Origin of the sequence: Salegentibacter chungangensis (assembly GCF_042678405.1) — a bacterium.
GTDB classification, from domain to species: Bacteria; Bacteroidota; Bacteroidia; order Flavobacteriales; family Flavobacteriaceae; genus Salegentibacter_A; species Salegentibacter_A chungangensis.
Window position 1 is genome coordinate 912903 of the sequence record NZ_JBHTLI010000001.1, and the last position, 25971, is coordinate 938873.

Annotated in this window: 19 protein-coding genes and 1 pseudogene; 11 read left to right on the forward strand and 9 right to left on the reverse strand. The window is 42.7% G+C overall.

Features of this window, described 5'->3' with window-relative positions; all coding sequences use genetic code 11:
* Window positions 1-77 precede the first annotated feature (77 nt).
* Window positions 78-3167, forward strand: coding sequence for a SusC/RagA family TonB-linked outer membrane protein (locus tag ACFQ3Q_RS04115; protein WP_380743213.1), 3090 nt, complete (start codon window positions 78-80; stop codon window positions 3165-3167).
* On the forward strand, window positions 3167-4882 hold the full coding sequence (locus tag ACFQ3Q_RS04120) for a SusD/RagB family nutrient-binding outer membrane lipoprotein (protein WP_380743215.1): 1716 nt from the start codon (window positions 3167-3169) through the stop codon (window positions 4880-4882). Before ACFQ3Q_RS04115 ends, ACFQ3Q_RS04120 begins: the two co-directional genes overlap by 1 nt.
* A 73-nt stretch (window positions 4883-4955) precedes the next feature.
* Here ACFQ3Q_RS04120 and ACFQ3Q_RS04125 read toward each other — a convergent pair whose 3' ends face one another.
* Window positions 4956-6428 (reverse strand): SLC13 family permease, encoded by a 1473-nt coding sequence (locus ACFQ3Q_RS04125; protein ID WP_380743217.1) that lies wholly within the window; start codon window positions 6426-6428, stop codon window positions 4956-4958.
* Window positions 6429-6539: 111 nt separating this feature from the next.
* Between ACFQ3Q_RS04125 and ACFQ3Q_RS04130 the strand changes: the two genes are divergently transcribed.
* Complete coding sequence (locus ACFQ3Q_RS04130; protein ID WP_380743219.1) at window positions 6540-6989, forward strand: SRPBCC domain-containing protein; 450 nt, start codon at window positions 6540-6542, stop codon at window positions 6987-6989.
* A gap of 128 nt (window positions 6990-7117) precedes the next feature.
* Here ACFQ3Q_RS04130 and groL read toward each other — a convergent pair whose 3' ends face one another.
* The 7 genes from groL to miaB form a co-directional block, all read right to left on the reverse strand.
* Window positions 7118-8758 (reverse strand): chaperonin GroEL, encoded by a 1641-nt coding sequence (gene groL / locus ACFQ3Q_RS04135; protein WP_380743221.1) that lies wholly within the window; start codon window positions 8756-8758, stop codon window positions 7118-7120.
* Between the two features lie 84 nt (window positions 8759-8842).
* Complete coding sequence (locus tag ACFQ3Q_RS04140) at window positions 8843-9118, reverse strand: co-chaperone GroES (RefSeq protein ID WP_380743223.1); 276 nt, start codon at window positions 9116-9118, stop codon at window positions 8843-8845.
* Window positions 9119-9268: 150 nt separating this feature from the next.
* The gene (gene secG / locus ACFQ3Q_RS04145) at window positions 9269-9619 is read right to left on the reverse strand and encodes a preprotein translocase subunit SecG (RefSeq protein WP_380743225.1); all 351 of its coding nucleotides are present in this window, start codon (window positions 9617-9619) and stop codon (window positions 9269-9271) included.
* 2 nt (window positions 9620-9621) lie between these two features.
* Window positions 9622-10512: a hypothetical protein gene (locus ACFQ3Q_RS04150; protein WP_380743227.1), complete on the reverse strand. Its 891-nt coding sequence runs from the start codon at window positions 10510-10512 to the stop codon at window positions 9622-9624.
* On the reverse strand, window positions 10512-11015 hold the full coding sequence (locus ACFQ3Q_RS04155) for an LptE family protein (RefSeq protein WP_380743229.1): 504 nt from the start codon (window positions 11013-11015) through the stop codon (window positions 10512-10514). Before ACFQ3Q_RS04155 ends, ACFQ3Q_RS04150 begins: the two co-directional genes overlap by 1 nt.
* A 15-nt stretch (window positions 11016-11030) precedes the next feature.
* Window positions 11031-12293, reverse strand: coding sequence for a sigma-54 interaction domain-containing protein (locus ACFQ3Q_RS04160; RefSeq protein ID WP_380743231.1), 1263 nt, complete (start codon window positions 12291-12293; stop codon window positions 11031-11033).
* Window positions 12294-12338: 45 nt separating this feature from the next.
* A complete protein-coding gene (gene miaB / locus ACFQ3Q_RS04165) occupies window positions 12339-13784 on the reverse strand; it encodes a tRNA (N6-isopentenyl adenosine(37)-C2)-methylthiotransferase MiaB (protein WP_380743233.1) in 1446 nt (481 codons plus the stop codon).
* A gap of 470 nt (window positions 13785-14254) precedes the next feature.
* Here miaB and topA point away from each other — a divergent pair, with 470 nt between their 5' ends.
* The 7 genes from topA to ACFQ3Q_RS04200 all read left to right on the forward strand — a co-directional run bounded on the left by topA (window position 14255) and on the right by ACFQ3Q_RS04200 (window position 23845).
* Window positions 14255-16798, forward strand: coding sequence for a type I DNA topoisomerase (gene topA / locus ACFQ3Q_RS04170; protein WP_380743235.1), 2544 nt, complete (start codon window positions 14255-14257; stop codon window positions 16796-16798).
* 3 nt (window positions 16799-16801) lie between these two features.
* On the forward strand, window positions 16802-17962 hold the full coding sequence (locus ACFQ3Q_RS04175; protein WP_380743237.1) for a formimidoylglutamase: 1161 nt from the start codon (window positions 16802-16804) through the stop codon (window positions 17960-17962).
* Window positions 17963-18076: 114 nt separating this feature from the next.
* Window positions 18077-19441 carry a T9SS ring complex lipoprotein PorK/GldK gene (gene porK / locus ACFQ3Q_RS04180; protein ID WP_380743239.1) on the forward strand — a complete coding sequence of 455 codons (1365 nt, stop codon included), beginning with the start codon at window positions 18077-18079 and terminating at the stop codon, window positions 19439-19441.
* A 61-nt stretch (window positions 19442-19502) separates the two neighbouring features.
* A complete protein-coding gene (gene porL / locus ACFQ3Q_RS04185; RefSeq protein WP_380743241.1) occupies window positions 19503-20162 on the forward strand; it encodes a type IX secretion system motor protein PorL/GldL in 660 nt (219 codons plus the stop codon).
* A 57-nt stretch (window positions 20163-20219) separates the two neighbouring features.
* Window positions 20220-21776, forward strand: a complete 1557-nt coding sequence (porM, locus tag ACFQ3Q_RS04190) for a type IX secretion system motor protein PorM/GldM (protein ID WP_380743243.1) — start codon at window positions 20220-20222, stop codon at window positions 21774-21776.
* A gap of 15 nt (window positions 21777-21791) precedes the next feature.
* Window positions 21792-22685 carry a type IX secretion system ring subunit PorN/GldN gene (porN, locus tag ACFQ3Q_RS04195; protein WP_380743245.1) on the forward strand — a complete coding sequence of 298 codons (894 nt, stop codon included), beginning with the start codon at window positions 21792-21794 and terminating at the stop codon, window positions 22683-22685.
* 98 nt (window positions 22686-22783) lie between these two features.
* Window positions 22784-23845 carry an NAD(P)/FAD-dependent oxidoreductase gene (locus ACFQ3Q_RS04200; RefSeq protein ID WP_380743246.1) on the forward strand — a complete coding sequence of 354 codons (1062 nt, stop codon included), beginning with the start codon at window positions 22784-22786 and terminating at the stop codon, window positions 23843-23845.
* Here the strand turns inward: ACFQ3Q_RS04200 and ACFQ3Q_RS04205 are convergent.
* Window positions 23835-24227: a DUF983 domain-containing protein gene (locus tag ACFQ3Q_RS04205; RefSeq protein WP_380743248.1), complete on the reverse strand. Its 393-nt coding sequence runs from the start codon at window positions 24225-24227 to the stop codon at window positions 23835-23837. The genes ACFQ3Q_RS04200 and ACFQ3Q_RS04205 overlap by 11 nt on opposite strands.
* Window positions 24228-24372: 145 nt before the next feature.
* On the opposite strand from ACFQ3Q_RS04205, the pseudogene abc-f reads away from it, so the two are divergent.
* A pseudogene (gene abc-f, locus ACFQ3Q_RS04210) lies at window positions 24373-25885 on the forward strand (ribosomal protection-like ABC-F family protein); the annotation flags it as partial.
* Between the last annotated feature and the right edge of the window lie 86 nt (window positions 25886-25971).

The window sequence follows — 25971 nt, forward strand, 5'->3', positions numbered from 1 at the left end:
TTAGTTAAATTTTTATGTTTCAACCATTAAAATTGTGTGGTCGCACACGAAATTCTAACCAAAAATTGAAAAAACGTATGGGCAAAAAATTATTTTTCCTGTCGGTTTTAATGTTTTTTTCATTTAGTCAAAGCATTATTGCCCAGGAACGAACCGTAACGGGAACCATTACTGATGGAGAGAACGGCATTCCCTTGCCGGGTGTTACCGTTCTTGAAAAAGGAACAAATAATGGAGTAGCTTCCGATTTTGACGGGAATTACTCTATTAGCGTATCTGAGGATGCAGTTCTTGTATTTTCTATGATAGGATACGGAAAACAGGAAATTGAAGTGGAAGGCAGAAACACGGTAGATGTAGTGATGTCTGTTGATGCTGAAGCTCTTGATGAAGTAGTAGTTACTTCTTTAGGGCTTACCAGAGAGAAAAAATCTCTTGGTTATGCGGTAACAGAACTTGAATCTGATGAGATCAACACCGTAAAAGACTATAACGTAGCCAGCTCACTTGTTGGTAAGGTTGCCGGTCTTGTGGTAAATCAATCAAGCGGGGTTGGATCGGGATCGAGAATTACCATTCGTGGTAACAACTCGCTTACCGGAAACAACCAGGCTTTAATTGTAGTAGATGGTATCCCAATCGACGCTTCGGGTAGCGAATCTGGTGGTAGTATCTACAACAGTACCGTTACAGGTGGTGGTATTACAGATATCAACCCTTCAGATATCGAATCGGTGTCTGTATTGAAAGGGCCTAACGCTGCTGCACTTTACGGATCCCGAGCTGCAAGTGGGGTTATTTTGATCACTACTAAAAAAGGAACAAAAGGAAAGGGACTTGGAGTTTCTATTAACTCTAACATTTCTGTTGAAGAAACTATGTTCCTTCCTGATTTTCAGAATGAATACGGGCAGGGAATCAACGGAGCGCCTTATGCTGACCTTACTAACTTTGGAGGTTCTTCCTGGGGTTCCAGACTTGACGGTTCTCAGCAACTCTATTATACAGGAGAAGAAAGAGCATATACAGCGCAGCCAAATAATGTTGAAGACTTCTTCGATAACGGGGTTAAGAGTATAAACACTGTTTCTATGGACAAAGGAGGGGAAGACTACAGCGTAAGATTCTCTTATACCAATAACAATACAACTTCTGTGATCCCTAACTCTGAGCTTCAAAGCCACAACTTTAACTTAAGAGGGGTTATAGATCTTTCGGATAAATTAAGCCTTGATACCAAGGCTACTTATTTTACTCAGGAACTTAACAATCGTGTGAACCTGGGTACTGAAGGTGTTTTGGCTTTCGTTTACAGAATGCCAAGAAACATCAGAATTGATGACCTTAAAAAGTATAAGCCTTCATTATGGGCAAATCCACAGATGTTCGACGATGAGTATGCGTCTATCAGCTACGCCGGTCAGAACAAAAGTATTGGTAACCCTTACTGGATGCTTAACGAAGATACAAACGATGAGAGAAGAGATCGTTTTCTTGGATTCGCTAAACTTAACTACGAGTTTACCGACTGGCTGTCTGCCTTCGCCAGAGTTGGTGGGGATGTTACCAATAGCAGAACCGATTATATCCAGGACTACGGACACCACTTTTTCTACGACGGGCGTCTTTCTTTGACTACCAGAAAGAATACCGAAATAAATGCTGATTTCTTACTTACTGCAGATAAGGATATTACTGAGAAGTTTAACCTTGTTGCTAACGTAGGTGGAAGTTTATCTAAAAGGACTTTCGAAACTATGAATGTTTCAGGGTCTCAGTTCAGATTGCCTTCAAGATCATTTCTGAACAATACCAATGTACAGTCCAGCAGCCACACGCCGCTTGGAACCAAAAAGATCAACTCTCTTTACGCGTCGTTCAGCTTTTCTTATGACGACTTTATGTACCTTGATCTTACAGGAAGAAACGACTGGTCTTCTACTTTAAGTGAGAACAACCGTTCTTATTTCTATCCTTCTGTGAGTTACTCTTTACTGGTGAACAGATTCCTGGATCCTGATAAGGATGTTTTTGATATGCTTAAATTAAGAGCCAGCTGGGCGCAGGTAGGTAACGATACCGGGGTATACCAGTTATACCAGACATTTAGCGTGCCTCAGGATGGTTACCTTGGACGTACCGTTCTTGAAGGACCAAGTGTAAAACTGAATCCTGACCTGAAGCCTGAAAGCGTAACTTCTACTGAAGTTGGTCTTGAATTCAATATGTTCCAGAACAGAATTTACGGAGACCTTTCGGTATATGATATCTCAACTACAGATATGATCTATAACGTGCCTGTGCCATTTTCTACAGGATACAGCTACTTCAAAGAAAATATCGGGGAAGTACAGAACCGCGGTATCGAATTTATGCTTGGAGGTGTTCCTGTTAGAACTGAAGATTTCAGATGGGATGTTAGCGTGAATTTCTCTAAGAACGAAAACAAGCTGGTAGAGCTTATCGACGGACTTGATTATACCACCCTTAACTCTTTAGGAGGACTTTCTGTAAGAGCTGAAGTTGGAGGTGGTATTGGAGATATGTACGGTACAACCTGGAAAACTAACGAGCAGGGTCAGCGTTTGGTAAATGCCGAAGGTTTTCCATTAGCCTCCTCTGAAAGAGAAAAGCTTGGGAATGCTCAGCCAGACTGGATTGGTGGTCTTACCAACACCTTTACCTATAAGAACTGGAACCTGAGATTCCTTATCGACGGAAGATTTGGTGGAGAGATCTACTCTGCTACTTCATCTTACCTTGATGCTGCCGGTGTTTCTGAAAGAAGCCTTCAGTACCGTGGAGACGGGGTTGTGGTAGACGCCATCAACGAAGAGACCGGAGAGCCTAACACTGTTTCCATTACTGCTCAGCAATACTGGAACAGCTACTCAGGAATAACTTCTAATTATGTTTACGACCAGACTAATGTAAGATTAAGAGAATTTGCCTTAACTTATAGATTGCCTGGAACTGCGATAGAGAAAGTTGGATTAAACTCTGCTTCTATTGGTTTGATAGGACGTAACTTATTCTTCTTTTACAAAGATGCAGAGGATATAGATCCGGATGCTTCTATTGGTACCGGACTTTCCGGCCAGGGTATTTCCCTGAACAACGCACCGACTATTCGTAGTCTTGGGGTAAACGTGAATCTTAAATTTTAATGAAAAGTATTATGAAAGGAATATTGAAAATTTTTAGTGCAACATTGCTGCTGATGGTTTTTTCATTATCGAGTTGTTCAGATTTTGAGGAGATCAATACGAAGCCTGATTCGTTTACTTCAGAAGAAGTAAGTGCAAAATACTTTTTGACAGGTATTCAAATCGAATTGTATGCACCTAACCGTTATCCTTACTGGAGAGCGCAGTTAATTCACGCCGATCGTTTCGCGGGAATGTTCACCTTCGGGTTTAACGGCTGCTGGTGGACCGATGGACTTGCGTACAGCTACAGTGCAGGATATACCGATGCTTCTTACGACTGGATGGCCAGTTATGTAAGTAACCTTAGTGTTTATCAGAACTTCGTGAAAGAAGGAGGAGACCTTCAGAACGAGAAATTCTATGCGCTTGGACTGATTATGGAAGGATTGTACTACCAGATGTATACTGATACTTTTGGAATGGTACCTTACTCTGAAGCTTCTAATCCTGATATTATTACTCCTAAATTTGATTCTCAGGAAGAGATCTATAAAGGAGTTATCGCCAAGCTGGATGAAGCGATGGCGATCATCGGGGATGCTACCAGTACAGGTGAAGGGGTTGAAAATCTAACCGATAATGACCTGTTCTTTAACGGAGACCTTCAGAAGTGGAAAAAGCTTGCCAACACCTTAAAATTAAGAATGGCGCTTAGAGCACAGGGAGCTGCCGGTGCCGATTTTGCCGATGCTGTGATAGCAGAAGCGATGTCTCAACCGCTGCTTAATACCGATGCAGATAACGCGCTTATGCCTAAGGATACTGAGATAGATCAGTTTGGTAATGCCGCTTACGGTGATATCTGGCATAACTTCGGCGGACTTGGATCTAAATGGAAGATTGGTAAGACCGCTGTAGATTACCTTAGAGATAACAATGACCCAAGATTGAGCAAATATGCAGAGCCTATTATCGGCGGGGAAGTGACTTTCACTAAACCGGCTGAAGGTTCAGGAGTAGCTCTTTTTGATAAGTACGTAGATTTTGTACTTGGTGAACTGGATAATGCGGGTGTTGAATACACCAGAACAGATTCCGGAGATCAGGTAATCATAAACGTTTCTGATGAGGAAGAATATTATGTTGGGCAGCCAACGAGACTTAACGGAGATATTTACCCTCACGTAAAGTATGAATTGTTCTCTGCTCCGGCAGACTGGGTGGTGAATCCTAAGAACCAGGGTGAGCCAATATTCCCTGAGGTGGTGATGACTGCTGCTGAAGGTAACTTCCTTCAGGCTGAAGCGATCGTAAAAGGTCTTTCCAGCGGTGATGCTCAGTCTTATTACCAGGAAGGTATCCGTCAGGCAATGAAGATATGGGAAGTAGATGAGGCGGCTATCGAGAACTTTATAGCTACTGAAGATATGGCCCTTCTTGACGGAAGTATGGAAGAGAATCTTGAAAAAATTGCTGTTCAGAGATGGCTTGCAGCCTATACCGATGGCTTTGAGGCCTGGGCAATTGTTCGTGATACAGGATACCCAAAAGAATTAGCCAATGGTGTTTCAGATTACGACATCTATTCAGCCGGAACTCTTAACGGAGAGTATCCTCAGCGAATGAGATATGGTAACCAGGAATACAATACTAACGGAGCTAACCTTGAAGCAGCCCTACAGCAACAAGGACCCGATGAAATGGGAACCGAATTATGGTGGGCTCAAAATTAACAACTTTAAAAGTGTAAGTTTGTTTTCATAAAGTTGATTAATTGAAAAGGAGGGAAATTTTTCCCTCCTTTTTTTATTTCGTGAATATCTGCGGAATGTTATCCATTCGGAAATCCCAGAGCCACGGGAGCAAAAAGTATACAAACAGGCTAAGTAGCAGGATAGAGAGTATGTTCATCCAGATCCCGCTTTTAATCATGTCTGGGATCCTTAGATGTCCTGACCCGAAGACTACTGCGTTGGGCGGAGTTGCTACCGGAAGCATAAAAGCACAGGAGGCGGCCAGGGTGGCGCCAACCAGTAAAAGATATGGATGAAGATTCAAAGCAATGGCCATTGGTGCCAGGATTGGCAGTAGCATAGCCGTAGTTGCCAGATTAGAGGTTACTTCGGTAAGGAAATTTACGGCTGCAATGAGGACCATTACCAAAAGGAAAAGCGGCAGGTTGTCCAGGCTGGTGAGTTGTTGACCTATCCAGTTGGCAAGCCCTGTATCGCCAAAACCTTTGGCCAGAGCCATTCCGCCTCCGAATAGCAGGATGATGCCCCAGGGAATCTTTACCGCTTCTTCCCAGTGCAGGATACGTTCCCCATTTCTGTTTGCGGGAATTATAAACAGACATATACTTGCTGTTATTGCGATAATGGTATCATCAATAAAGGGAAGTATGGGTTGCAGAATAAAAGATCTGGTGATCCAGCAAAAAGCGGTAGCGGCAAACACGATAAGCACCAGCTTCTCCTGTTTGCTTATTTTTCCAAGGTCTTCCAGATGTCGGTGGATCTCTTCACGACCTCCCGGGAACTCCTTGCTCTTAAATTTGAAGGCAAACCTTGTTAGGTATTTCCAGCAAATAAAGAGGAGTAATATGGAGATTGGTACTCCCAGCATCGCCCATTGAGTGAAGCTGATCTCAATTCCATACATCTCTTCAACTATTCCCGCAAGAACAAGGTTTGGAGGGGTCCCTATCAGCGTGCCTATGCCTCCAATAGAGGCACTGTAGGCAATGGCGAGCATTAGCGCTTTTCCGAATAGCCTGTTTTCATTTTCGGCGGTTTCCGGGTTGTTTTTAAGTTGAGAAATTATCGCGGTACCAATAGGGAGCATCATTACCGAAGTTGCGGTATTGGAGATCCACATAGAGAGAAAGGCCGTGGCGATCATAAACCCGAGAATAATGTAACTGATATTAGTGCCTATAAGATTAATAATGGAGAGAGCGATACGCTTATGAAGATTCCACTTTTCAATTGCTATGGCCAGCATAAAACCTCCCAAATAAAGAAATACATAACGGTGGCCAAATGCGGCAGTTGTTTCTTCAATGCTTAAGGCTCCCGTTAAAGGAAAAAGAACTACCGGAAGCAAAGCAGTAACGGCAATAGGAATCACTTCGGTTACCCACCACATTGCCATCCATAAGGTTACGCAAAGTACATTAAAGGCAGGCTCTGACATAGATTCAGGTTTCCCTATTATTTGTAACAGGATAAACATTAAGGGAGCGGCAATAAGGATAAGTCCTTTGGTGGTGCGGTTCATCAGCAATTAGGTTTTTTCCGTCTCAAGATAATTAAAATAATGTGTCTGAATTAATGCTGATTCATTGGAATAAAAATTCCGATATTTAAACTTTAACTAAAACCAAGAATAATGAAACAGCTGGAGATAGAAACGGCCCTTCAGATCTTAAAACCTAAAAAGGAGGTTTTTGAAGCCATTGCAGATCCCGATAAAATGTCTAATTACTTTATTGAAAGGGGTAGTGGGAGAATTGAGGAAGGCAAAGAAATTGAATGGAAATTCCCTGAATTTGATGAAAGCTTCTTTATAAAAGTTCTGGAGGTAAGACCCGGTGAATATATCGCCTACGAATGGGAAGGGGCAAAGGGCAGGATGCTTAAAGTTGAAATAAACCTGGAAGATCTTTCCGGAAACACTCTTGTTAAGATAAAAGAGGGGACTATGGAAAATGATGAAGAGGGGATCAAATGGTATGGGATGAACACCGGCGGCTGGGCTAATTTCCTTGCCAGCCTGAAAGCCTATCTTGAATACGGAATAAACCTTAGAAAAGGAGCCTTCGATTTTATGAAGAAATAGGGGGATGTAGTTTTATCTCAATTCCTGTCATTCTAAACTTGTTTCAGAATCTCTATGGATAATAATATAAAAAAGAAAGCCCGCTTCCTAACAGAAGCGGGCTTGTTTTATTTGCTGTGGCCGGGCCATTACATCATTCCGGGCATACCTCCGCCCATTCCGCCTGGCATTCCACCGCCACCCTTGTCATCTTCAGGGATGTCGATCAATGCACATTCGGTGGTAAGGATCATTCCGGCAACAGAAGCAGCATTTTCAAGGGCTACTCTGGTTACTTTCTTAGGATCTATAATACCGGCTTTCATCATATCTACAAAAGTATCGGTCTTGGCATCATATCCGTAGTCCTTATCGCCTTCAAGCACCTTGTTGATCACTACAGAGCCTTCGCCTCCTGCGTTCTCTACAATGGTTCTTAGCGGAGCTTCAATAGCTCTTGCGATAATCTGGATACCTGTAGCCTCATCGGCATTTTCAGCCTTAAGCGATTCAAGCACTGCTTTTGCACGTACAAGGGCTACACCTCCACCGGCAACGATTCCTTCTTCCACAGCCGCTCTGGTTGCGTGAAGGGCATCATCTACACGGTCTTTCTTCTCTTTCATTTCAACTTCTGAAGCAGCACCTACATAAAGTACAGCAACACCACCGGCTAATTTAGCCAGACGCTCCTGAAGTTTTTCCTTATCGTAATCTGAAGTGGTAGACTCGATCTGAGCTTTGATCTGGTTCACCCTGTTTTCGATGGTCGCGTTATCTCCTGCACCGTTAACGATAGTAGTGTTATCCTTATCTATAGCTACTTTCTCTGCAGTACCTAACTGGTCGATGGTCGCGTTCTCAAGAGTGAATCCTCTTTCTTCAGAGATTACGGTACCACCGGTAAGGATAGCGATGTCTTCAAGCATTGCTTTTCTGCGGTCACCGAATCCTGGAGCTTTAACGGCAGCGATCTTAAGAGATCCGCGAAGTTTGTTCACTACAAGAGTGGCAAGTGCTTCCCCGTCTACATCTTCAGCGATGATCAATAATGGTTTTCCAGACTGAGCTACAGGCTCAAGAATAGGAAGAAGGTCCTTCATTGAAGAGATCTTCTTATCGAATAACAGGATATAAGGATCTTCAAGATTAGCGGTCATTTTCTCGCTGTTGGTCACGAAATAAGGAGAAAGGTAACCTCTGTCAAACTGCATACCTTCAACAACATCTACGTGAGTCTCGGTACCTTTAGCTTCTTCTACGGTAATAACTCCTTCTTTTCCAACTTTTCCGAATGCTTCGGCAATAAGTTCACCAATGTGTTCGTCGTTGTTGGCAGAAATTGAAGCTACCTGCTTGATCTTTTCAGAAGAGTCTCCAACTTCTTTGGTTTGCTTGGCAAGGTCTCCGGTTAATGCAGCAACTGCCTTGTCGATACCTCTCTTAAGGTCCATAGGGTTAGCACCGGCAGCAACGTTCTTAAGACCTTCTTTTACCACGGCCTGGGCAAGAACTGTTGCGGTAGTGGTACCATCACCGGCAAGATCGTTGGTTTTAGAAGCAACTTCCTTCACCATTTGAGCTCCCATATTCTCTATTGGGTCTTCAAGCTCGATCTCTTTAGCTACGGTCACACCATCTTTAGTTACGGTTGGCGCACCAAAAGATTTGCTGATGATCACGTTACGCCCTTTTGGGCCTAAGGTTACTTTTACTGCGTTAGCCAATGCATCTACACCGCGCTTAATACCGTCGCGTGCTTCGATGTCAAATTTTATATCTTTTGCCATTGTATTAATAATTTTAGTTGTCCCGAATCTGGTTCAGGAGCGGTTAGTTAATCAAAAATATTGTAAGTAAGGAATATTGGTTATTTATACTATTGCAAGTATATCATCCTCTCTCATAATCAGGTAATCTGTTCCTTCAAGTTTTAGCTCGGTACCGGCATATTTACCATAAAGAACCATATCACCAACCTTTACAGTCATCTCGTGGTCTTTGGTTCCTTTTCCTACCGCTACAACTTTACCTCTTTGTGGCTTCTCTTTAGCAGTTTCGGGAATGTAGATCCCTGAAGCAGTCTTGTTTTCGGCTGCAGCCGGCTCGATAAGAACCCTGTCTGAGAGTGGTTTAATGTTTAGTCCCATTTTTAATAATTTATTTTAGGTTAATTAATTTTTTAAAAGCTGGTATTGGATATTTCTAAAATTATGCCAGTAGGGAATTACTGCCAATTACAAACAAAAAATGCCAGCTTGTCATAAGCTGGCATTTTGTAATGAGTTATTTTAGCTAATCTACTGTCCGTTGTCAGTTTGTGGCTGCTCTTGTTGTGTAGCAGGAGTTCCTGCTTCAGGAATAGCGTTTTCAATGGCATCTTCCCCTTCAAAAACCTTAGATTCGCTTACAGATCTGGTGTTCATAATCGTTACATTAGAAAGCAGGATAAGAACCAATAGCAAGGTCGCCAATGTCCAGGTACTTTTATCTAAAAAGTCTGTAGTTTTCTTTACACCACCCATTTGCTGTCCGCTGCCACCAAATGAAGATGATAATCCGCCTCCTTTAGGATTCTGTACCATTATAACTACCACCAACAAAAACGCGACGATAACTATTAAAGCTAAAAAAATTGTGAATGTGCTCATTCTTAGTCTGTATTATTTTCTTGTATTTTTTCGATTGCCCGAATTTGGTCTGCAAAGAAACCACTTTTTTCGGGATTTTTCAAAATTAATATTTTATAGGCCTGAATGGCTTTTTTGTAGTTTTTCTGTTCGAGGTATACCTTGGCCAGGGTCTCTGTCATAAGGGATTCCGGCGGCACCATGTTCTTTTCGGCCAGGTTGCTTTTACTGGAGGTTTTTCCGGGTTTTATCTTCGGACTTTTGGCTATGAACTCTTCGATAAGTTCAAATTTCTTCGTTTTCTTATCGTGATTTTCAGGCTCTTCTTCCTTTTCTTCTCTTTCCACGGGTTTGGCTGAAGTTAACTGAAGCCATTCTGAAAAGGAGTGTGATTCTTTGGAGTCGAATTCCAAAGGCTCTCCTATACCCAGCTGCTCTTCTGCCGATCTTTCTTCGGATGAATGTTTTTCAGCTTTCTTTCCCGGAGTTTTTTCCTGCTTTTGCGCTTTCTCGAATAATGAAGGATCCATCACCCTGTCAGATTCCGATTGCTTCATTTTTATCGCTTCGTCTATGGCGATACTTCTTTTGCCAAAAACCTCTTCTGCCTCAAAAACCGGGATGTCCTTCAGTTGCTTTTCCTGTTCTTTGATCTGTGCAGCGATCCTGTTCTGGTTGAATTCCGGCGAAGTGATAAAGTCGAAAAGCACGCTCCTGTCTGTGGTGTAAGCCGCGGTCTTTTTAAGAGCGGCATTATAGCTGAAACTTTGGTGCTCTTTAAGTCCCTTTAAACGAATAGCTCTTGCCGCCTGAAAATAAGGTGCTTTTATCAGGATCTCTTCCAGCTCACGGGTTTGCCCTGCAGTTATTTCTGCCGGGTGCTCCAGTAAATATGTGAAATCCTCAAGTTTCATTACCAGTCTGTTAAAGCTGCGTTGAAAATATCCTGTGTGAGTCTTGTATATATTTCGTCTAAGGCGGTTTCAAGTGCTCCGCCTACCAGTTGCTGGGTAGCAGGATAGTCGTAGTAGAATGAAAAACGCCTTTCAAAATCTTTCTCCGGTTCTAAGGTATTATAAAATCTTACATTAACTGCTACCGTCAATCGGTTTTGTGCCGCGGTATTATCGGCCGTGGCACTCATTGGCGCGATATAATAATCTACGATCTCTCCCTCAAATATAAGGTCGGCGTTGTTGTTGGTAAGGCTAAGGTTGGTCTGATTCTGGATCAGGTCCTGCAAGGCTATCCTGAAGGCCCTGTCAATTCCTGGCTCTACAAGATCGGCATTGTTCTGAAAATAGTTTACCTGAAAAGTTTCAGCGTCTCCGGTATCGGCTCCCGTAAAAGAATAAATTCCGCAGGACTGAAGGCTTAGTGAAACCAGGACACAGATTAAGATTGCAATCTTCTTCATAAGATCTTATGGGGCTTAAAGGTTATATTGTTTGATCTTGCGGTATAATGTCCTTTCGCTTATTCCGAGTTCCTCGGCAGCTGCCTTTCTTTTCCCGTTATGGCGTTCGAGTGATTTTTTGATCAGCTCAAGTTCTTTGTCCTGAAGTGAAAGCGGCTCTTCTTCCTCAATTTCTTCGGCAAAATAATATTTGTCCTTTTCAGCCTGGGTTTTTGGGCTTTTTTGAGGGATCTGCAGCACTTCAAGTTTCTCATCGGTCAGCGTTTCTGCTTCGGTATCCTCTTCATCGCCGTTTCCGTAGATCTTCTGGATAAGGCTTTCGTTTTCATCCTGCACTTCCTGGGTGTTGCCTTCCTGCATTAGTTTCAGGGTTAGTTTTTTCAGGTCATTCAGGTCATTTTTCATATCGAAAAGGACTTTGTAAAGGATCTCACGCTCATTGCTGAAGTCACCTTCTTTTTTCTTTTCTGAAATTACCGCAGGTAAATTGCTGCCGGAATCCGGTAAATATTCCTTTAGTTCTACCGCCGAAATACTTCTTTTTTGCTCCAGAACAGAGATCTGCTCGGCGATATTCCTCAGTTGCCTGATGTTTCCGGGCCAGCGATGATTCTGAAGTAGTTTCACCGCATCATCTTCAAGACGAATGGTTGGCATCTTATATTTTGTGGCAAAATCTGCAGCGAATTTTCTGAATAAAAGATGAATGTCATCCTTGCGTTCCCTGAGAGGAGGTAAGTGAATGTCTACCGTGCTGAGCCTGTAGTACAGGTCTTCCCTGAATTTTTCTTTTTTAATGGACTCAAACATATCTATGTTCGTAGCCGCAACGATCCGTACGTTGGTTTTTTGGACCTTGGAAGATCCAACTTTAATAAACTCTCCATTTTCCAGGACCCTCAAAAGCCTTACCTGGGTTGGAAGAGGTAATTCTCCTACTTCATCCAGAAAGATGGTTCCGCCGTCGGCTACTTCAAAATAACCGCTTCGGGTTTGGGTGGCCCCGGTAAAGGCTCCTTTTTCGTGTCCAAAAAGTTCACTGTCTATAGTTCCTTCGGGAATAGCCCCGCAGTTTACGGCAATATATTTCCCGTGTTTACGGTGAGAAAGCGAATGGATGATTTTAGGGATACTTTCCTTACCAACCCCGCTCTCTCCGGTTACCAGCACCGAAATATCTGTGGGAGCCACCTGGATGGCCTTTTCTATAGCACGGTTTAATTTAGGATCGTTTCCTATTAAACCAAACCTTTGTTTTATTGCCTGTACTGATTCCATATGCAGAAACTCGTCTTTCTTTCGCTAAGCTGAAGCGTCGTGTTCTTAATTATTGTCGCTGTAACCTACTGCATCTCCAATAAGAGTAGCACTGGTGCAGTCTTTTACTTTTACATTCACAAAATCCCCAATCTGATAATTTTCCTTAGGGAATACCACAACGGTATTTTGAGAATTTCTTCCGCTCCAGTGAGCATCAGATTTTTTGGATTCTTTTTCGATAAGAACCTCCACGGTTTTGCCGAGGAATTTCTCGGTATTATATCGGCTGTGTTTCTGCTGAAGATCTACGATCTCCTGAAGTCTTCTCTTCTTAATCTGTTCCGGAACATCATCTTCAAATTTTCTCTCGGCCATAGTTCCCGGTCTTTCAGAATAAGCGAACATAAACCCAAAATCATATTTCACATATTCCATTAGGGAAATGGTATCCTGATGGTCTTCTTCGGTCTCGGTTGGAAAACCGGTGATAAGGTCGTGGGAGATCCCGCAATCTGGGATCATTCTCTTTATATTGTCTATTAGTTCAAAGTATTCTTCACGGGTATGAAGGCGGTTCATTTTCTTTAAGATCCTGTCACTACCGCTTTGTACCGGGAGGTGAATATAATTACAGATATTCCTGTATTCAGCCATCGCCTCGATAACATCCAGGGTCATATCCTGTGGATTAGAGGTAGAGAACCTGATCCTCATTTTTGGTTGAGCTTCAGCTACCAGCCTAAGCAGGCCTGCGAAATTTGTGGCGGTAGCCTTTTGCATTTCGGTGGCGTTCTTAAAGTCTTTTTTAAGACCTCCTCCATACCAAAGGTAACTGTCTACGTTTTGCCCAAGCAGGGTGATCTCTTTATAACCTTTGGCTGCAAGGTCGTTCACCTCTTCAACTATACTTTGTGGGTCACGGCTTCTTTCCCTTCCGCGGGTAAAAGGGACCACACAAAAAGTGCACATATTATCGCAACCACGGGTTATCGAAACAAAAGCCGAAACCCCGTTGGTCTGAAGTCTTACCGGAGAAATATCGCCATAGGTCTCTTCTTTGGAAAGGATCACATTAACGGCATTTCGTCCTTCCTCCACTTCATTGATAAGGTTGGGAAGATCTTTATAGGCATCGGGCCCAACCACAAGGTCTACGATCTTTTCTTCCTCAAGGAATTTGCTTTTAAGTCTCTCAGCCATACAGCCAAGAACCCCTACTTTCATTTTAGGGTTGTTGCGTTTAACCGCGTTATATTTTTCAAGGCGTTTGCGAACCGTTTGTTCGGCCTTTTCGCGAATAGAACAGGTGTTTACCAGTACAAGATCTGCTTCTTCCAGTTTTTGCGTGGTGTTGAAACCTTCTTTCGCCAGGATAGAAGCAACGATCTCAGAATCGCTAAAATTCATCTGGCAGCCATAGCTTTCAATAAAGAGCTTGCGGCTGTTTCCTTTCTTTGGTTCCATTACCAAAGTATTTCCCTGTTGTTTTTCGTCTATAATCTTCTCCATAATCGTAAATAAACCCTTGGGTATTTAGACTTGCAAAGATAGGGCTTAGTGTGATTGTGACAAAGTGACAGTGATTTTTTTTAATTTCTTACGCAACCATTAAGAAAAACCCCCATCTAAAGGGAAACACCCTTTGATTTAAGCAGTGCAGGGAGGTAGGTTAATAGATAATTTCTCTCCGGTTCCGGCTGTTGATTGTGTTAACACCTATGACTTCCGATAAAGTCGGGAGCCGGAAGAAAATCCCTGCCTGCTTTATATATAATGGTGAAAAATCTCAATCAAAGTTCTCCTATTTTGAATTGATTTTTTGTTTGGTTTTTTAGCAAGCCCCGTCTTCAGCGGGGCTTTTTCGTTTAAAAATTACACGTAAATCACTGTTGTTTAGATTGTTGAAAATGAAATTTCAATAATCGTTAGTTTGTTAAAAAAAAATTCACATACTTTTGCAGTTACAAAAAAACAGAGTTATGGCGAAGAATTTGGTGATCGTGGAGTCCCCTGCAAAAGCAAAAACTATAGAGAAGTTTTTGGGTAAAGACTATAAGGTGGCCTCCAGTTTTGGGCATATTGCCGACCTTCCTACCAAAGAGATTGGGGTGGATACCGAGGGAGATTTTACACCTAAATATATAGTATCCAAAGATAAGAAAGATGTGGTGCGCAAGCTGAAGAGTCTTGCGAAGGATGCTGAAACTGTATGGCTGGCGAGTGATGAAGACCGGGAGGGGGAAGCCATTGCCTGGCACCTGGCTGAAGAGCTTAAACTTAAGCAGGAAAAGACAAAACGTATCGTTTTTCACGAGATCACTAAATCTGCTATTCTAAACGCTATTGAAAATCCGAGAGGGATCAATTATAACCTGGTGAATGCTCAGCAGGCACGTCGTGTTCTTGACCGGTTGGTGGGATACGAGCTTTCTCCGGTATTATGGAGAAAGGTGAAAGGCGGGCTTTCTGCCGGAAGGGTGCAGTCAGTCGCGGTGAGGCTTATTGTAGAAAGAGAGCGGGAAATTCAGAATTTCACTCCTGAAGCTTCTTTCAGAATAGATGCTGAATTTGCCAATGAAGACGGAAAAGCCTTCAGAGCGAAACTGCCGAAGAATTTTGAAAGCCGCGAGGAAGCCGAAAAATTCCTGCAGCAAAATCTTGGAGCTGAATTCAAAGTAGCTGAGCTTACCACGAAACCGGCTAAAAAATCGCCGGCACCACCGTTTACCACGTCAACCCTTCAGCAGGAAGCAGCAAGAAAGCTGTATTTCTCGGTAAGTAAGACAATGACCTTGGCCCAGCGTTTATACGAGGCAGGACATATTACTTATATGAGAACCGATAGTGTGAACCTTTCCAACGATGCGAGAAAGGGTGCTAATAAGGAGATCTTAAAAGCCTACGGTGATAAATACGCCAAATCGCGCCAGTTCAAAGGAAAAAGTAAAGGAGCACAGGAGGCTCACGAAGCTATAAGACCAACCAATTTTGAGAATCACAGTGTGAATGCCGATCGGGACGAGCAGCGTTTATATGAACTCATCTGGAAACGCGCCATTGCCTCGCAAATGAGCGAAGCCCAGCTGGAGCGTACCAACGTGAAGATAGAAGCCGATAAACATAACAAGCATTTTACCGCTAACGGTGAGGTGTTGAAATTCGACGGATTCCTGAAAGTTTATCTTGAAGGGAAGGATGAAGAAGATGAAGAGCAGAGCGGAATGCTGCCTGCTTTAAGAGAAGGCGAGCAGCTTAAGAACAATTTTATAACTGCTACCGAAAGATTCACCAGGCCTCCGTATCGTTATACGGAAGCTTCTCTGGTTAAGAAACTGGAAGAGCTTGGGATTGGAAGACCTTCCACTTATGCGCCTACCATTTCAACCATACAGAACAGGAACTATATCGAAAAAGGATCGGCAGAAGGAACCGACAGGGATTACCTTCAGTTTGTGCTTGAAAAAGGAGAGATAGCCGAAAAGAAACTTACCGAGACGGTAGGCAGCGATAAAGGAAAACTAATGCCAACGGCTGTGGGTATGGTGGTCAATGATTTCCTTGTAAATCACTTCTCCAATATTCTTGATTATAATTTCACCGCTAAGGTGGAACAGAATTTTGATGATATCGCCACGGGGAATGAAGAGTGGACCCATATGATGAAGGAGTTCTACAAAGATTTTCATCCGCAGGTACAGGATGTTGCCAAAAATGCCGACCGTGAGGTAGGAGAGAGAATTCTTGGGGAAGACCCTGAAACCGGAAAACCTGTAAGTGTGAGATTGGGTAAATTCGGGCCAATGGTCCAGATAGGCTCCGTAGAAGATGATGAGAAGCCTAAATTCGCAAGTTTAGGACCGGACCAGACGCTGGATTCGGTGACTTACGAAGAAGCGATGGAGCTTTTCCAGCTTCCGAAGGAACTGGGAGAATATAAAGGAGAAAAGGTAGAGGTGAATAACGGGCGTTATGGCCCTTATGTGAAATTCGGTAAGAAATATGTTTCGCTTGCAAAAGGTGAAGATCCTCTTAATGTGAACTTTGACCGCGCGATGGAGCTTATCAAGGCAAAAGAAAAAGCCGATGCGCCTATCCACGAATATGAGGGAAAACCCGTACAAAAAGGGGTCGGGAGATTCGGTCCTTACCTAAAATGGAATAATATTTTTATCAATGTCAATAAAAAGTACGACTTTGATAATCTTTCCATAGAAGATATAGAAACCCTTATTGAAGATAAGAAACGCAAGGAGCGTGAAAAAGTGATCCATAACTGGGAAGAAGAAGGAATCAGGGTTGAAAAGGCACGTTGGGGAAGGTCTAACGTGATTAAGGGAAAGACCAAAATTCAGCTTCCTAAGACGGTTGATGCCGCAAAACTTAGTCTTGATGAGGTGAAAGAGATCATAGAAAAGAACTCTAAGACCAAGAAGACCACTAAAAAGAAAACCACAAAAAAGACGACCGCTAAAAAGAGCACTGCTAAAAAAAGCACGGCCAAAAAGACCACAAAAAAGAAATAATTTATGGATTTGGATTTTCTTAGTCCGGTAAGCGCAGCTTTACTGGAGAGCCTTCAGGGTTTAAATGAACAGTCTGTAGGGGCGGGTCTTAAGATACATACGGAGACTTCGGGTATTCCAGAGCTTGACGATGTGCAGGTGGCAATAATCGGGGTAAAGGAGAACAGGCTTGCCGGTACAGAAGATGAGTTTCTTCATTTCGATGAAATTCGGGCTTCTTTCTATAAGCTCTTTCCGGGGAACTGGCATATAAACATCGCCGATCTCGGGGATGTGGAAAGGGGTGACACAGTAGAAGACACTTATTTTGCAGTGCAGAGCCTGGTGGCGCAACTGGTTAAAAAAGATGTGATTCCGGTGATCCTTGGAGGAAGCCAGGACCTTATTTACGCACAGTACAGGGCCTACGATACGCTGGATCAAATGGTGAACCTGGTCAATATAGACAGTCATTTCGATCTGGGGGATGCCGAGAAGCCAATAAGCAATAAATCTTACGTAGGAAAGATAGTTGTGAATAAGCCATACAATTTATTTAACTATTCTAACGTTGGATATCAGACCTACTTCAACTCACAACATGAGATCGAGTTGATGGAGCGATTGTTTTTTGATGCCTACAGGTTAGGGGAAGTGAGTTCGAATGTATCTCTGGTGGAGCCGGTAATGCGAGATGCAAACCTGGTTGGTCTGGATCTTGCTGCCGTAAGTTCGGCAGTAGTAGGCGGACCCTATTACAATTCGCCGAACGGTTTTGACGGAAAGGAAATATGTGCCCTGGCCCGTTATGCCGGTATTAGCGATAAGGTTTCGTCTTTCGGGATTTATGAGTATACTTCGGCTTTCGGAAATCTGGGGAATATGCTGGTGGCGCAGGTGCTTTGGTATTTTCTGGAAGGGGTCAATTACAGGACCAATGAGAATACCACTTCGGCAAAAAAGAATTTTGTGAAGTACCAGGTGCCGATAGACGATGAGATTCTGGTGTTTTTTAAAAGCCCCGTGAGCGGAAGATGGTGGATAGAAATACCTTTTCTTGCGAATGCGAATACTAAATTAAAAAGACATACGTTATTACCTTGCAGTGAGGAAGATTATCTGGATGCCTGCAACCAGAAAATCCCTGAGAGGTGGTATAAAGCCAAGAGAAAAAACGAAATTTAAAAATTTTCAGACATAAAAAGGATTTACTGTATTTTTATCGAAATTATTGTTTTTTAAAAAATAATTAGATAGGTTTACCGTCGTAAATAAATATGTCTTAACCTGAGAGAAATTATGAAGAAGTTTATTTCGCTAGTTGCTGTCCTTAGTATTATCGTGGGCTGTGGGCCTAATGATAGAGGGGAGCTTGTTGGTGCGAAAGGGAAGAAATGGAATCCGGAGAAACCTTTGGGTATGACATTAATCCCGGGAGGAGCTTTCATCATGGGGAAGTCTGATGATGATATAGCCGATCAGAAGAATGCACCGCCAAAAACAGTGACTGTTCGTTCATTCTATATGGACGAGACCGAAATAACCAATGCCGAATACCGTCAGTTTGTTGACTATGTGAAAGATTCGGTGATTAGAGTGCAGTTGGCAATTATGGCCGAAAATATGGGTGAAACCCCGGGTTCGGGAGGTATTGGAGATTATGCCTTTGCTGATGCAGACCCTGAAAACCTGACTCCTTACGAAGAGTATATGCTCAATTCCTACGGGCAGGGAGGTCCAACCGATAGTTACGAGAACAGAAAACTTAATAAGGACATCGATATTATCTGGGATACCGAAGATTATCCCGATGTTTATTACGCTGAAGTGATGGACTCTATGCAGATCCCTATGGAAGAGGTCTATAACGGGCAAAGAACCATAGATGTGAAGAAGCTGAAGTTTAAATATTCGTGGATGGATATTCAGGCTGCAGCCAGGGCTGAAGGAAAGAAGCGTAGTGAATTTGTTAAGACCGAAGAAGTGCAGATCTATCCTGATACCACGGTCTGGATCAAAGATTTTAATTATTCATATAACGAGCCTATGCATAACGATTATTTCTGGCATAGTGCTTTTGATGATTACCCTGTGGTAGGTGTGTCCTGGAAGCAGGCGCAGGCCTTTGCTCAATGGCGTACCAAGATCAAAAACGATTACCGCAGAGAAAAAGGAGATCATAATGTTCCTGCATACCGTCTTCCAACCGAAGCCGAGTGGGAATATGCTGCCCGTGGCGGACTGGAAGGAGCGACCTATCCTTGGGGAGGTCCTTATGCCAAGAATGACCGCGGATGTTTTATGGCTAACTTTAAGCCTTTGAGGGGTGATTATGCCGCCGATCAGGCTCTTTATACCGTAGAAGCGAAGTCTTACGACCCTAATGATTATGGTTTATACAATATGGCCGGTAATGTGGCCGAGTGGGTAAACTCTTCTTATGATGCGGCTTCTTACGAGTACATGTCGTCAATGAACCCTACCGTTAACAATAAGGATGACATGCGAAAAGTTGTTCGAGGTGGTTCCTGGAAAGATGTAGCTTACTTTTTACAAGTGAGTTCCAGGGATTATGAGTATGCAGATTCTGCAAGAAGCTATATTGGCTTCAGAACCGTGCAGGATTACTTGGGTACTGATGTTACCCTGAACCAGTCCAACTAATTTGGAATTTTGAAACTTAACCTATTTTATACCTAATCAAGAAATCTAAATCATTTTAATTATGGCAAAGTCAAAATCAACTAAGAAATTAACCAATATGGTGTACGGTTTAGGTGCATCAGTTGTAATATTAGGGGCTCTTTTTAAAATTATGCACTGGCCCGGCGGAAACACCATGTTGATTATCGGTCTTATTGTAGAGGCGCTTGTATTTGCATACTCTGCATTCGAACCTGTGGATGATGAATTAGACTGGTCACTTGTATATCCTGAGCTGGCTGGAGGTTCGCCTGGGAGCAGTAAAGCTACCGTGATCGAGCAGAATAAAGAGGCTGAAGGTCTTTTGTCTAAAAAGCTGGACGAGATGCTTCGTGAAGCTAAGATAGATGCAAGTTTAATGAGTAGTCTTGGAGAGAGCATTAAGAACTTTGAAGGGGCAGCCAAAGGAATTGCACCTACCGTAGATGCGATGGCTTCTCAAAAGAAATATAGTGAAGAGCTTACCGTAGCTGCTTCTCAAATGGAAACTCTGAATAACATTTATAAAGCACAGACAGAATCTGCTGCACGTCAGGCTGAAATTAACCAGGAAGTTGCCGAAAACGCAGGAAGACTTAATGAGCAAATGCACTCACTGGCCTCTAACCTTTCATCTCTTAACGGAGTATACGGTGGTATGCTTACCGCGATGAATGGGACCAAGGCTAATGCTAATTACTAATTAGTTGTCTATAGAGAACAATTAAAAAAGAATTTAGAAATTAAAACTAATTAGAAAATGGCGTCTGGAAAACAATCAGCAAGACAGAAGATGATAAACCTGATGTATCTGGTTTTCATCGCAATGATGGCATTAAATATGTCCAAAGAGGTTTTGACTGCCTTTGGTCTGATGAATGAGAAGCTTAATGCCTCAAATATTACCACAGAAAAAAGAAATACCGCCGCTATGGCCGGCCTTGAAGCTAAAGCTGAAGAGCAACCTGCAAAATATGCAGACCTTAAGCAGAAAGCTGAGCAGGTGCACCAGGCATCTCAGAAACTTGATGCCTATATCGCGGGAATTAAAGACGAATTACTTGCCGACGTAGATGATCCTAAAGAATATGAAGCGATGGATAAGTCTAACGAGCTGGATAATATGTTCTTCCAGAGCGGAAGAATTGGTCCTGCCGGAGAGGAGTTCGTGAATGCTATCGATTCTTATCGCAACACGATAGTGCAGGTTATTGGCGACAGATATTCCAATATCGCAAATGAAGTAAAGGAGGAATTTTCCACCCAAGAGGTTAAAGACGGAGAAGGAGTTACCAAGCCCTGGTTGATGTATCACTATGAGGGATACCCCTTAATTGCTTCTATTACCAAGATGACCCAGCTTCAGGCTGATATCAAAACTACCGAGAATAACATTCTTTCTGCTATGCTTGCAGGACAACTGCAGCAGGAAGTATCTATGACCAACTATACCACGCTTCTTGAAACGCCAAAATCTGCGTATTACCAGGGGGAGCAATTCGATGGGGCTATTGTACTTGGGCGTAAAGATGCAACTACCAAGCCTAACCGGGTAGAGCTTACTTTAGACGGAAATAAGCTTTCTGAGGATGATTATAAGATTGAAGACGGAAGGGTTGTGTTGAATGTGAATGCGGGTAATGCCGGACAGCATAAACTGGAAGGGACACTAATTTTTGAACAAGATGGTGAAGATGTTCCGGTGCCTGTTTCCTCGGAATTCTCTGTAATTCCTAAGCCTAACTCAGCAGTGATTTCAGCCGATAAGATGAATGTGGTTTATCGTGGGGTACAGAACCCGCTAACCATTTCTATGGCAGGTGTACCTGATAATAATATTAGCGCAAGCGCTCCCGGTCTTAGAAAAGTATCAGGAAGTAACTATATGATCAACGTGACCACTCTTCAACAAAGAGAGGTGAAGATCAATGTTACCGGTACTATAGATGGGAAGAGCTACCCATCAAGTTCAACTTTCAGGATCAAGGATATCCCAAGACCTGTAGGTACGATAAGAGGGGAAGACGGTGCTGTACAGATGCAGCGTAACTCTCTTGAGATCGCAACTGTTGGGGCGACGCTTCCGGATTTTGATTTCGATCTTAGCTTAAGGGTAACCGGATTCAAATTCAAGGTTTCAGGACAACCTACTATTCAGGTGAATGGAAACAAACTGGACAGCAGAGCTGAAGCTGCACTTAGAAGAGCAGGTAGAGGTGAGACGGTTCAGATTTATGATATTGAAGCTTCATTAGCATCAAACTCAGGATATAAGCTTAAGAAAGTAGCTCCCGTGTTTGTTGAGCTAACTAATTAATAAAAAGAAAACGAAATGAGCTGGAGAGGATTTTTAGTATATGGCAGCTTGATGTTTTTTACCGTAGGTTCTTTCGGGCAGGCAAATATTTTGAATGCCGAAAGTCCTGATGAGATTGGTAAAAAATCTGAAGCTCAGATACAGGCAGATGCAAATGACGAACCATTGGAATATGGTTACGTGGGGGACAGAGATATACTTTGGTCTAAGGGAACCTGGGAGATCATCGATCTTGATGAACGAGTGAACTTCCCGTTGTATTATCCAATAGATACCAATAATATCGGTTCTACCAGAAGATCTTTGTATGATGTTCTTATGAAGGGTATCAAAGAAGGGAAGATCGAAAACATCTATGCCGATTCCTACTTCACTGAAAAACGTACGTTAAAAGACATACAGGCTACGCTTTCTAAGGTGGATACTACAGATCTTGGTATTGAGCAGTATAATGCCGGGGAAGAAGTAGACCAGCAGTTTATAGACAGAAGGGATCTTTCTTCTGCAGATATTGCTGAATATCACATACGTGGTATCTGGTATTTCGACAAGCGTCAGGCAGAATTAAAATATCGTTTACTCGGGATCGCTCCCGTGGCACCCGACGTTAACTTTATTGATTCCGGCCAGACAGACCTTGTGGAGCTTTTCTGGGTCTGGTATCCGGATGCACGCGAGATCCTTCACGAAGCCCACGCTTTTAACGGAAGGAACACGTCTTCGTCGGTGACCTTTGATCATCTGCTGAACTCCAGGAGATTTAACGGGGTTATTTATAAAGAGGATAATGTTCAGGGAGACCGTGAGATCAACGAGTATATTGCAGAGAATGCTTTTATGCAGTTGTTGGAGTCTCAAAGAATTAAAGAGCAGATCCGTAATTTCGAACAGGATATGTGGAATTATTAAGTTCCTTATAAATTATAGTGAAAACGCTTCCTTAGGGAGGCGTTTTTTTTGCGCTTAACTTTCTGGTGGTTATCTAAGCTAAATTGTAAATTTGGGATATGTTAGATTATATAGTTGTGGGATTGGGGCTGAGCGGCATAGCCGTGAGTTCTCATCTCGAAAAGCATAATAAAAGCTTTAAAGTGTACGAGGATTTCTCGCAGAAATCTTCGCTTGTTGCCGGTGGGATCTATAATCCCGTGATCCTGAAGAGATTTACCCCTGCCTGGAATGCCGCACAACAGCTGGAGACCGCAATCTCTTTTTATAAGGGGCTGGAGAATCAGCTGGAAGCCAAACTTGTCTATCCCATAAATATTTACCGGAAATTCAATTCGGCCGAAGAACAGAATAACTGGTTTGACGCTGCCGATAAGCCTAACCTGGAGGATTTTCTTGATACAAAACTGGTTAAAGACTTGAACCCCTTCATAACTTCTGAATTTTCCTTCGGGAGAGTCAGGAAAACAGGGGTCATTGATACCGATGTTCTTATAAAGGAATATGGCAAAAAGCTGGAGAAATCCGGGAGAATCGAATTCGAAAGATTCCGTTATGCCGATCTTCAGGTTGGAGAGACTGAATTAAATTATAATGGAGTAAAGGCGAGAAATATTATTTTCTGTGAGGGCTTTGGAATGCTGAATAACCCTTACTTCAATTATCTTCCGCTAAGAGGGAATAAAGGGGAGTATCTCATTATCTATTCGGAAGAACTTAAACTGAAGGAAGCGATCAAGTCTTCCTTTTTCATCCTTCCTTTAGGAAATGACCTTTACAAGGTGGGCGCTACTTATAACAACCACGACAAGGATCCCGAACCTACTGAAGAGGCCAGAGAACAACTTAAAAAATTTCTTGAGAGAACCATTAGCTGTAAATATGAAATTGTAGATCAGGTTTCAGGAATTCGCCCTGCTACTGCAGACAGAAGGCCGCTGGTTGGCAGGCATCCGGAGTTTGAAAATATGTATGCTTGCAATGGCTTTGGAAGCCGTGGCGTGCTTATAGCGCCTACAATGGCAGATGAACTTATTGAGCATATTGGGAACGGAAAGGACTTGTCTGGAGAATCAGACCTAAAAAGGTTCACAAGAAAACACTATAAAGCTATTCAGTAGCCTTTCCCTTTGGTCCCTTGTACTTGAAGAAGAGGTTTATCCAGATGTTCCTGGATAATCTCATTATTACGGGCATAAAGACGATAAGTGTGCCTATAATGGCGAAAAATGAGGTTAACAGGCCTCCGCCAAGGAATAAGTAGCTAATGATAAAAGCCGCTACAGAAAAGGCTACCCCTACCGCGTAACTCACATACATAGCCCCGTAAAAGAAAGAAGGCTCTATCTTATATTTTGTACCGCAATTAGAACAGCGTTCGTGCATTTCGAAGATCTTTCCCATTTTATAGGGATTGGGTTCCTTGTACATGCTCTCTTTGTGACATACCGGACAGTTTCCCGTTAAAATGCTGTAGATTTTATGACCTTCTAAAAAATTCATTTGGTTTTGGTTTCCGGGTTGTACAAATTTTTATCCGCTGATGACTAGTATTTTAAAATTTGATGAGGGAATATAAATACCAGAGCTGATTGCATTTTTTTTGCAATTCAAATTTAGGCATCTTTGCAAAAATAATCTGGAATTAATGCTGAATATTCATAATCTTTCTGTCTCTTTTGGGGGCGAATATCTATTTGAGGAAATTACCTTCAGGCTTGGAGCGGGCGACCGTGTTGGCCTCATAGGTAAAAATGGTGCTGGAAAATCTACTATGTTAAAGATCCTGGCCGGAGAGCAGGAATATGACAGCGGACAGATAGCCAAAGACAAAGAGCTGAAGATCGGCTTTCTAAAGCAGGATATAGACTTTATACAGGGTCGTACGGTGCTTGAGGAGGCCCAGCAGGCCTTTGTTGAGATCAAAAAGCTGGAAAAGAAGATGGATGAGATCAATCACCAGTTAGCCACCCGTACCGATTATGAAAGCGACAGTTATTCAGAACTTATTCAGGACCTTAGTGAGATAACCCACAAATATGAGATCATTGGTGGGTACAATTACGAGGGGGATACCGAAAAAGTATTGCTGGGGCTTGGTTTTAAACGGGACGATTTCGATAAGCTTACCGATACTTTTTCCGGAGGATGGCGAATGAGGATAGAACTTGCTAAACTGCTCCTTCAGAATAACGATATCCTGCTGCTGGATGAGCCTACCAATCACCTGGATATTGAAAGCATTATCTGGCTGGAATCCTTCCTTAACAATTATCCCGGTTGTGTGATTCTGGTATCTCACGATAAGATGTTTCTGGATAATGTGACCAACAGAACCATTGAAATATCTCTTGGAAGGATCTACGATTTTAAGAAGCCTTATTCAAAATTCCTTGAATTAAGGGGGGAGCTGCGGGAGCAGCAGCTGGCAGCACAAAAGAATCAGCAAAAAGAGATCGAGCAAACCGAAAAACTGATTGAGAAATTCCGGGCAAAGGCTACTAAAGCTTCAATGGCGCAATCACTTATTAAAAAACTTGATAAGATGAACCGTATTGAGGTAGACGAAGATGACAATGCGGTTATGAATATTCGTTTTCCTCTTTCGGTGCAACCGGGGAAAGTCGTAATTGAAGCCGAACACGCTTCAAAAGCCTATGGGGATCACAAGGTGCTGGAAGATGTGAATTTAATGATTGAACGCGGTAGCAAGATCGCTTTTGTAGGGCAAAACGGTCAGGGGAAGACCACTCTTGCCAAAATGATCTTAGGAGAGATCCCTTATTCCGGGGAGATCAAGCTTGGGCATAATGTGCAGCTGGGATATTTTGCCCAAAACCAGGCGGAATATCTTGACGGAGAAAAAAGTGTTTATGACACCATGGTGGATTCGGCTAACGAAAGCAACCGAAGCAAGGTGAGGGATATGCTGGGTTCTTTTCTGTTTAGAGGAGATGAAGTGGAAAAAAAGGTGAAAGTGCTTTCCGGGGGTGAGAGAAACCGTCTTGCGCTTTGCAAGATGTTGCTGGAGCCTTTTAATGTGCTGGTAATGGATGAGCCTACCAATCACCTCGATATTAAATCTAAAAACGTCTTAAAGGAAGCCCTGAGGAATTTTGAGGGAACATTGATCCTTGTTTCTCACGACAGGGATTTCCTTCAGGGAATGACCAACAGGGTTTATGAATTCAAGAACAGGAATCTAAAGGAGTATCTTGGAGATATAGACTACTACCTGGAGCAAAGG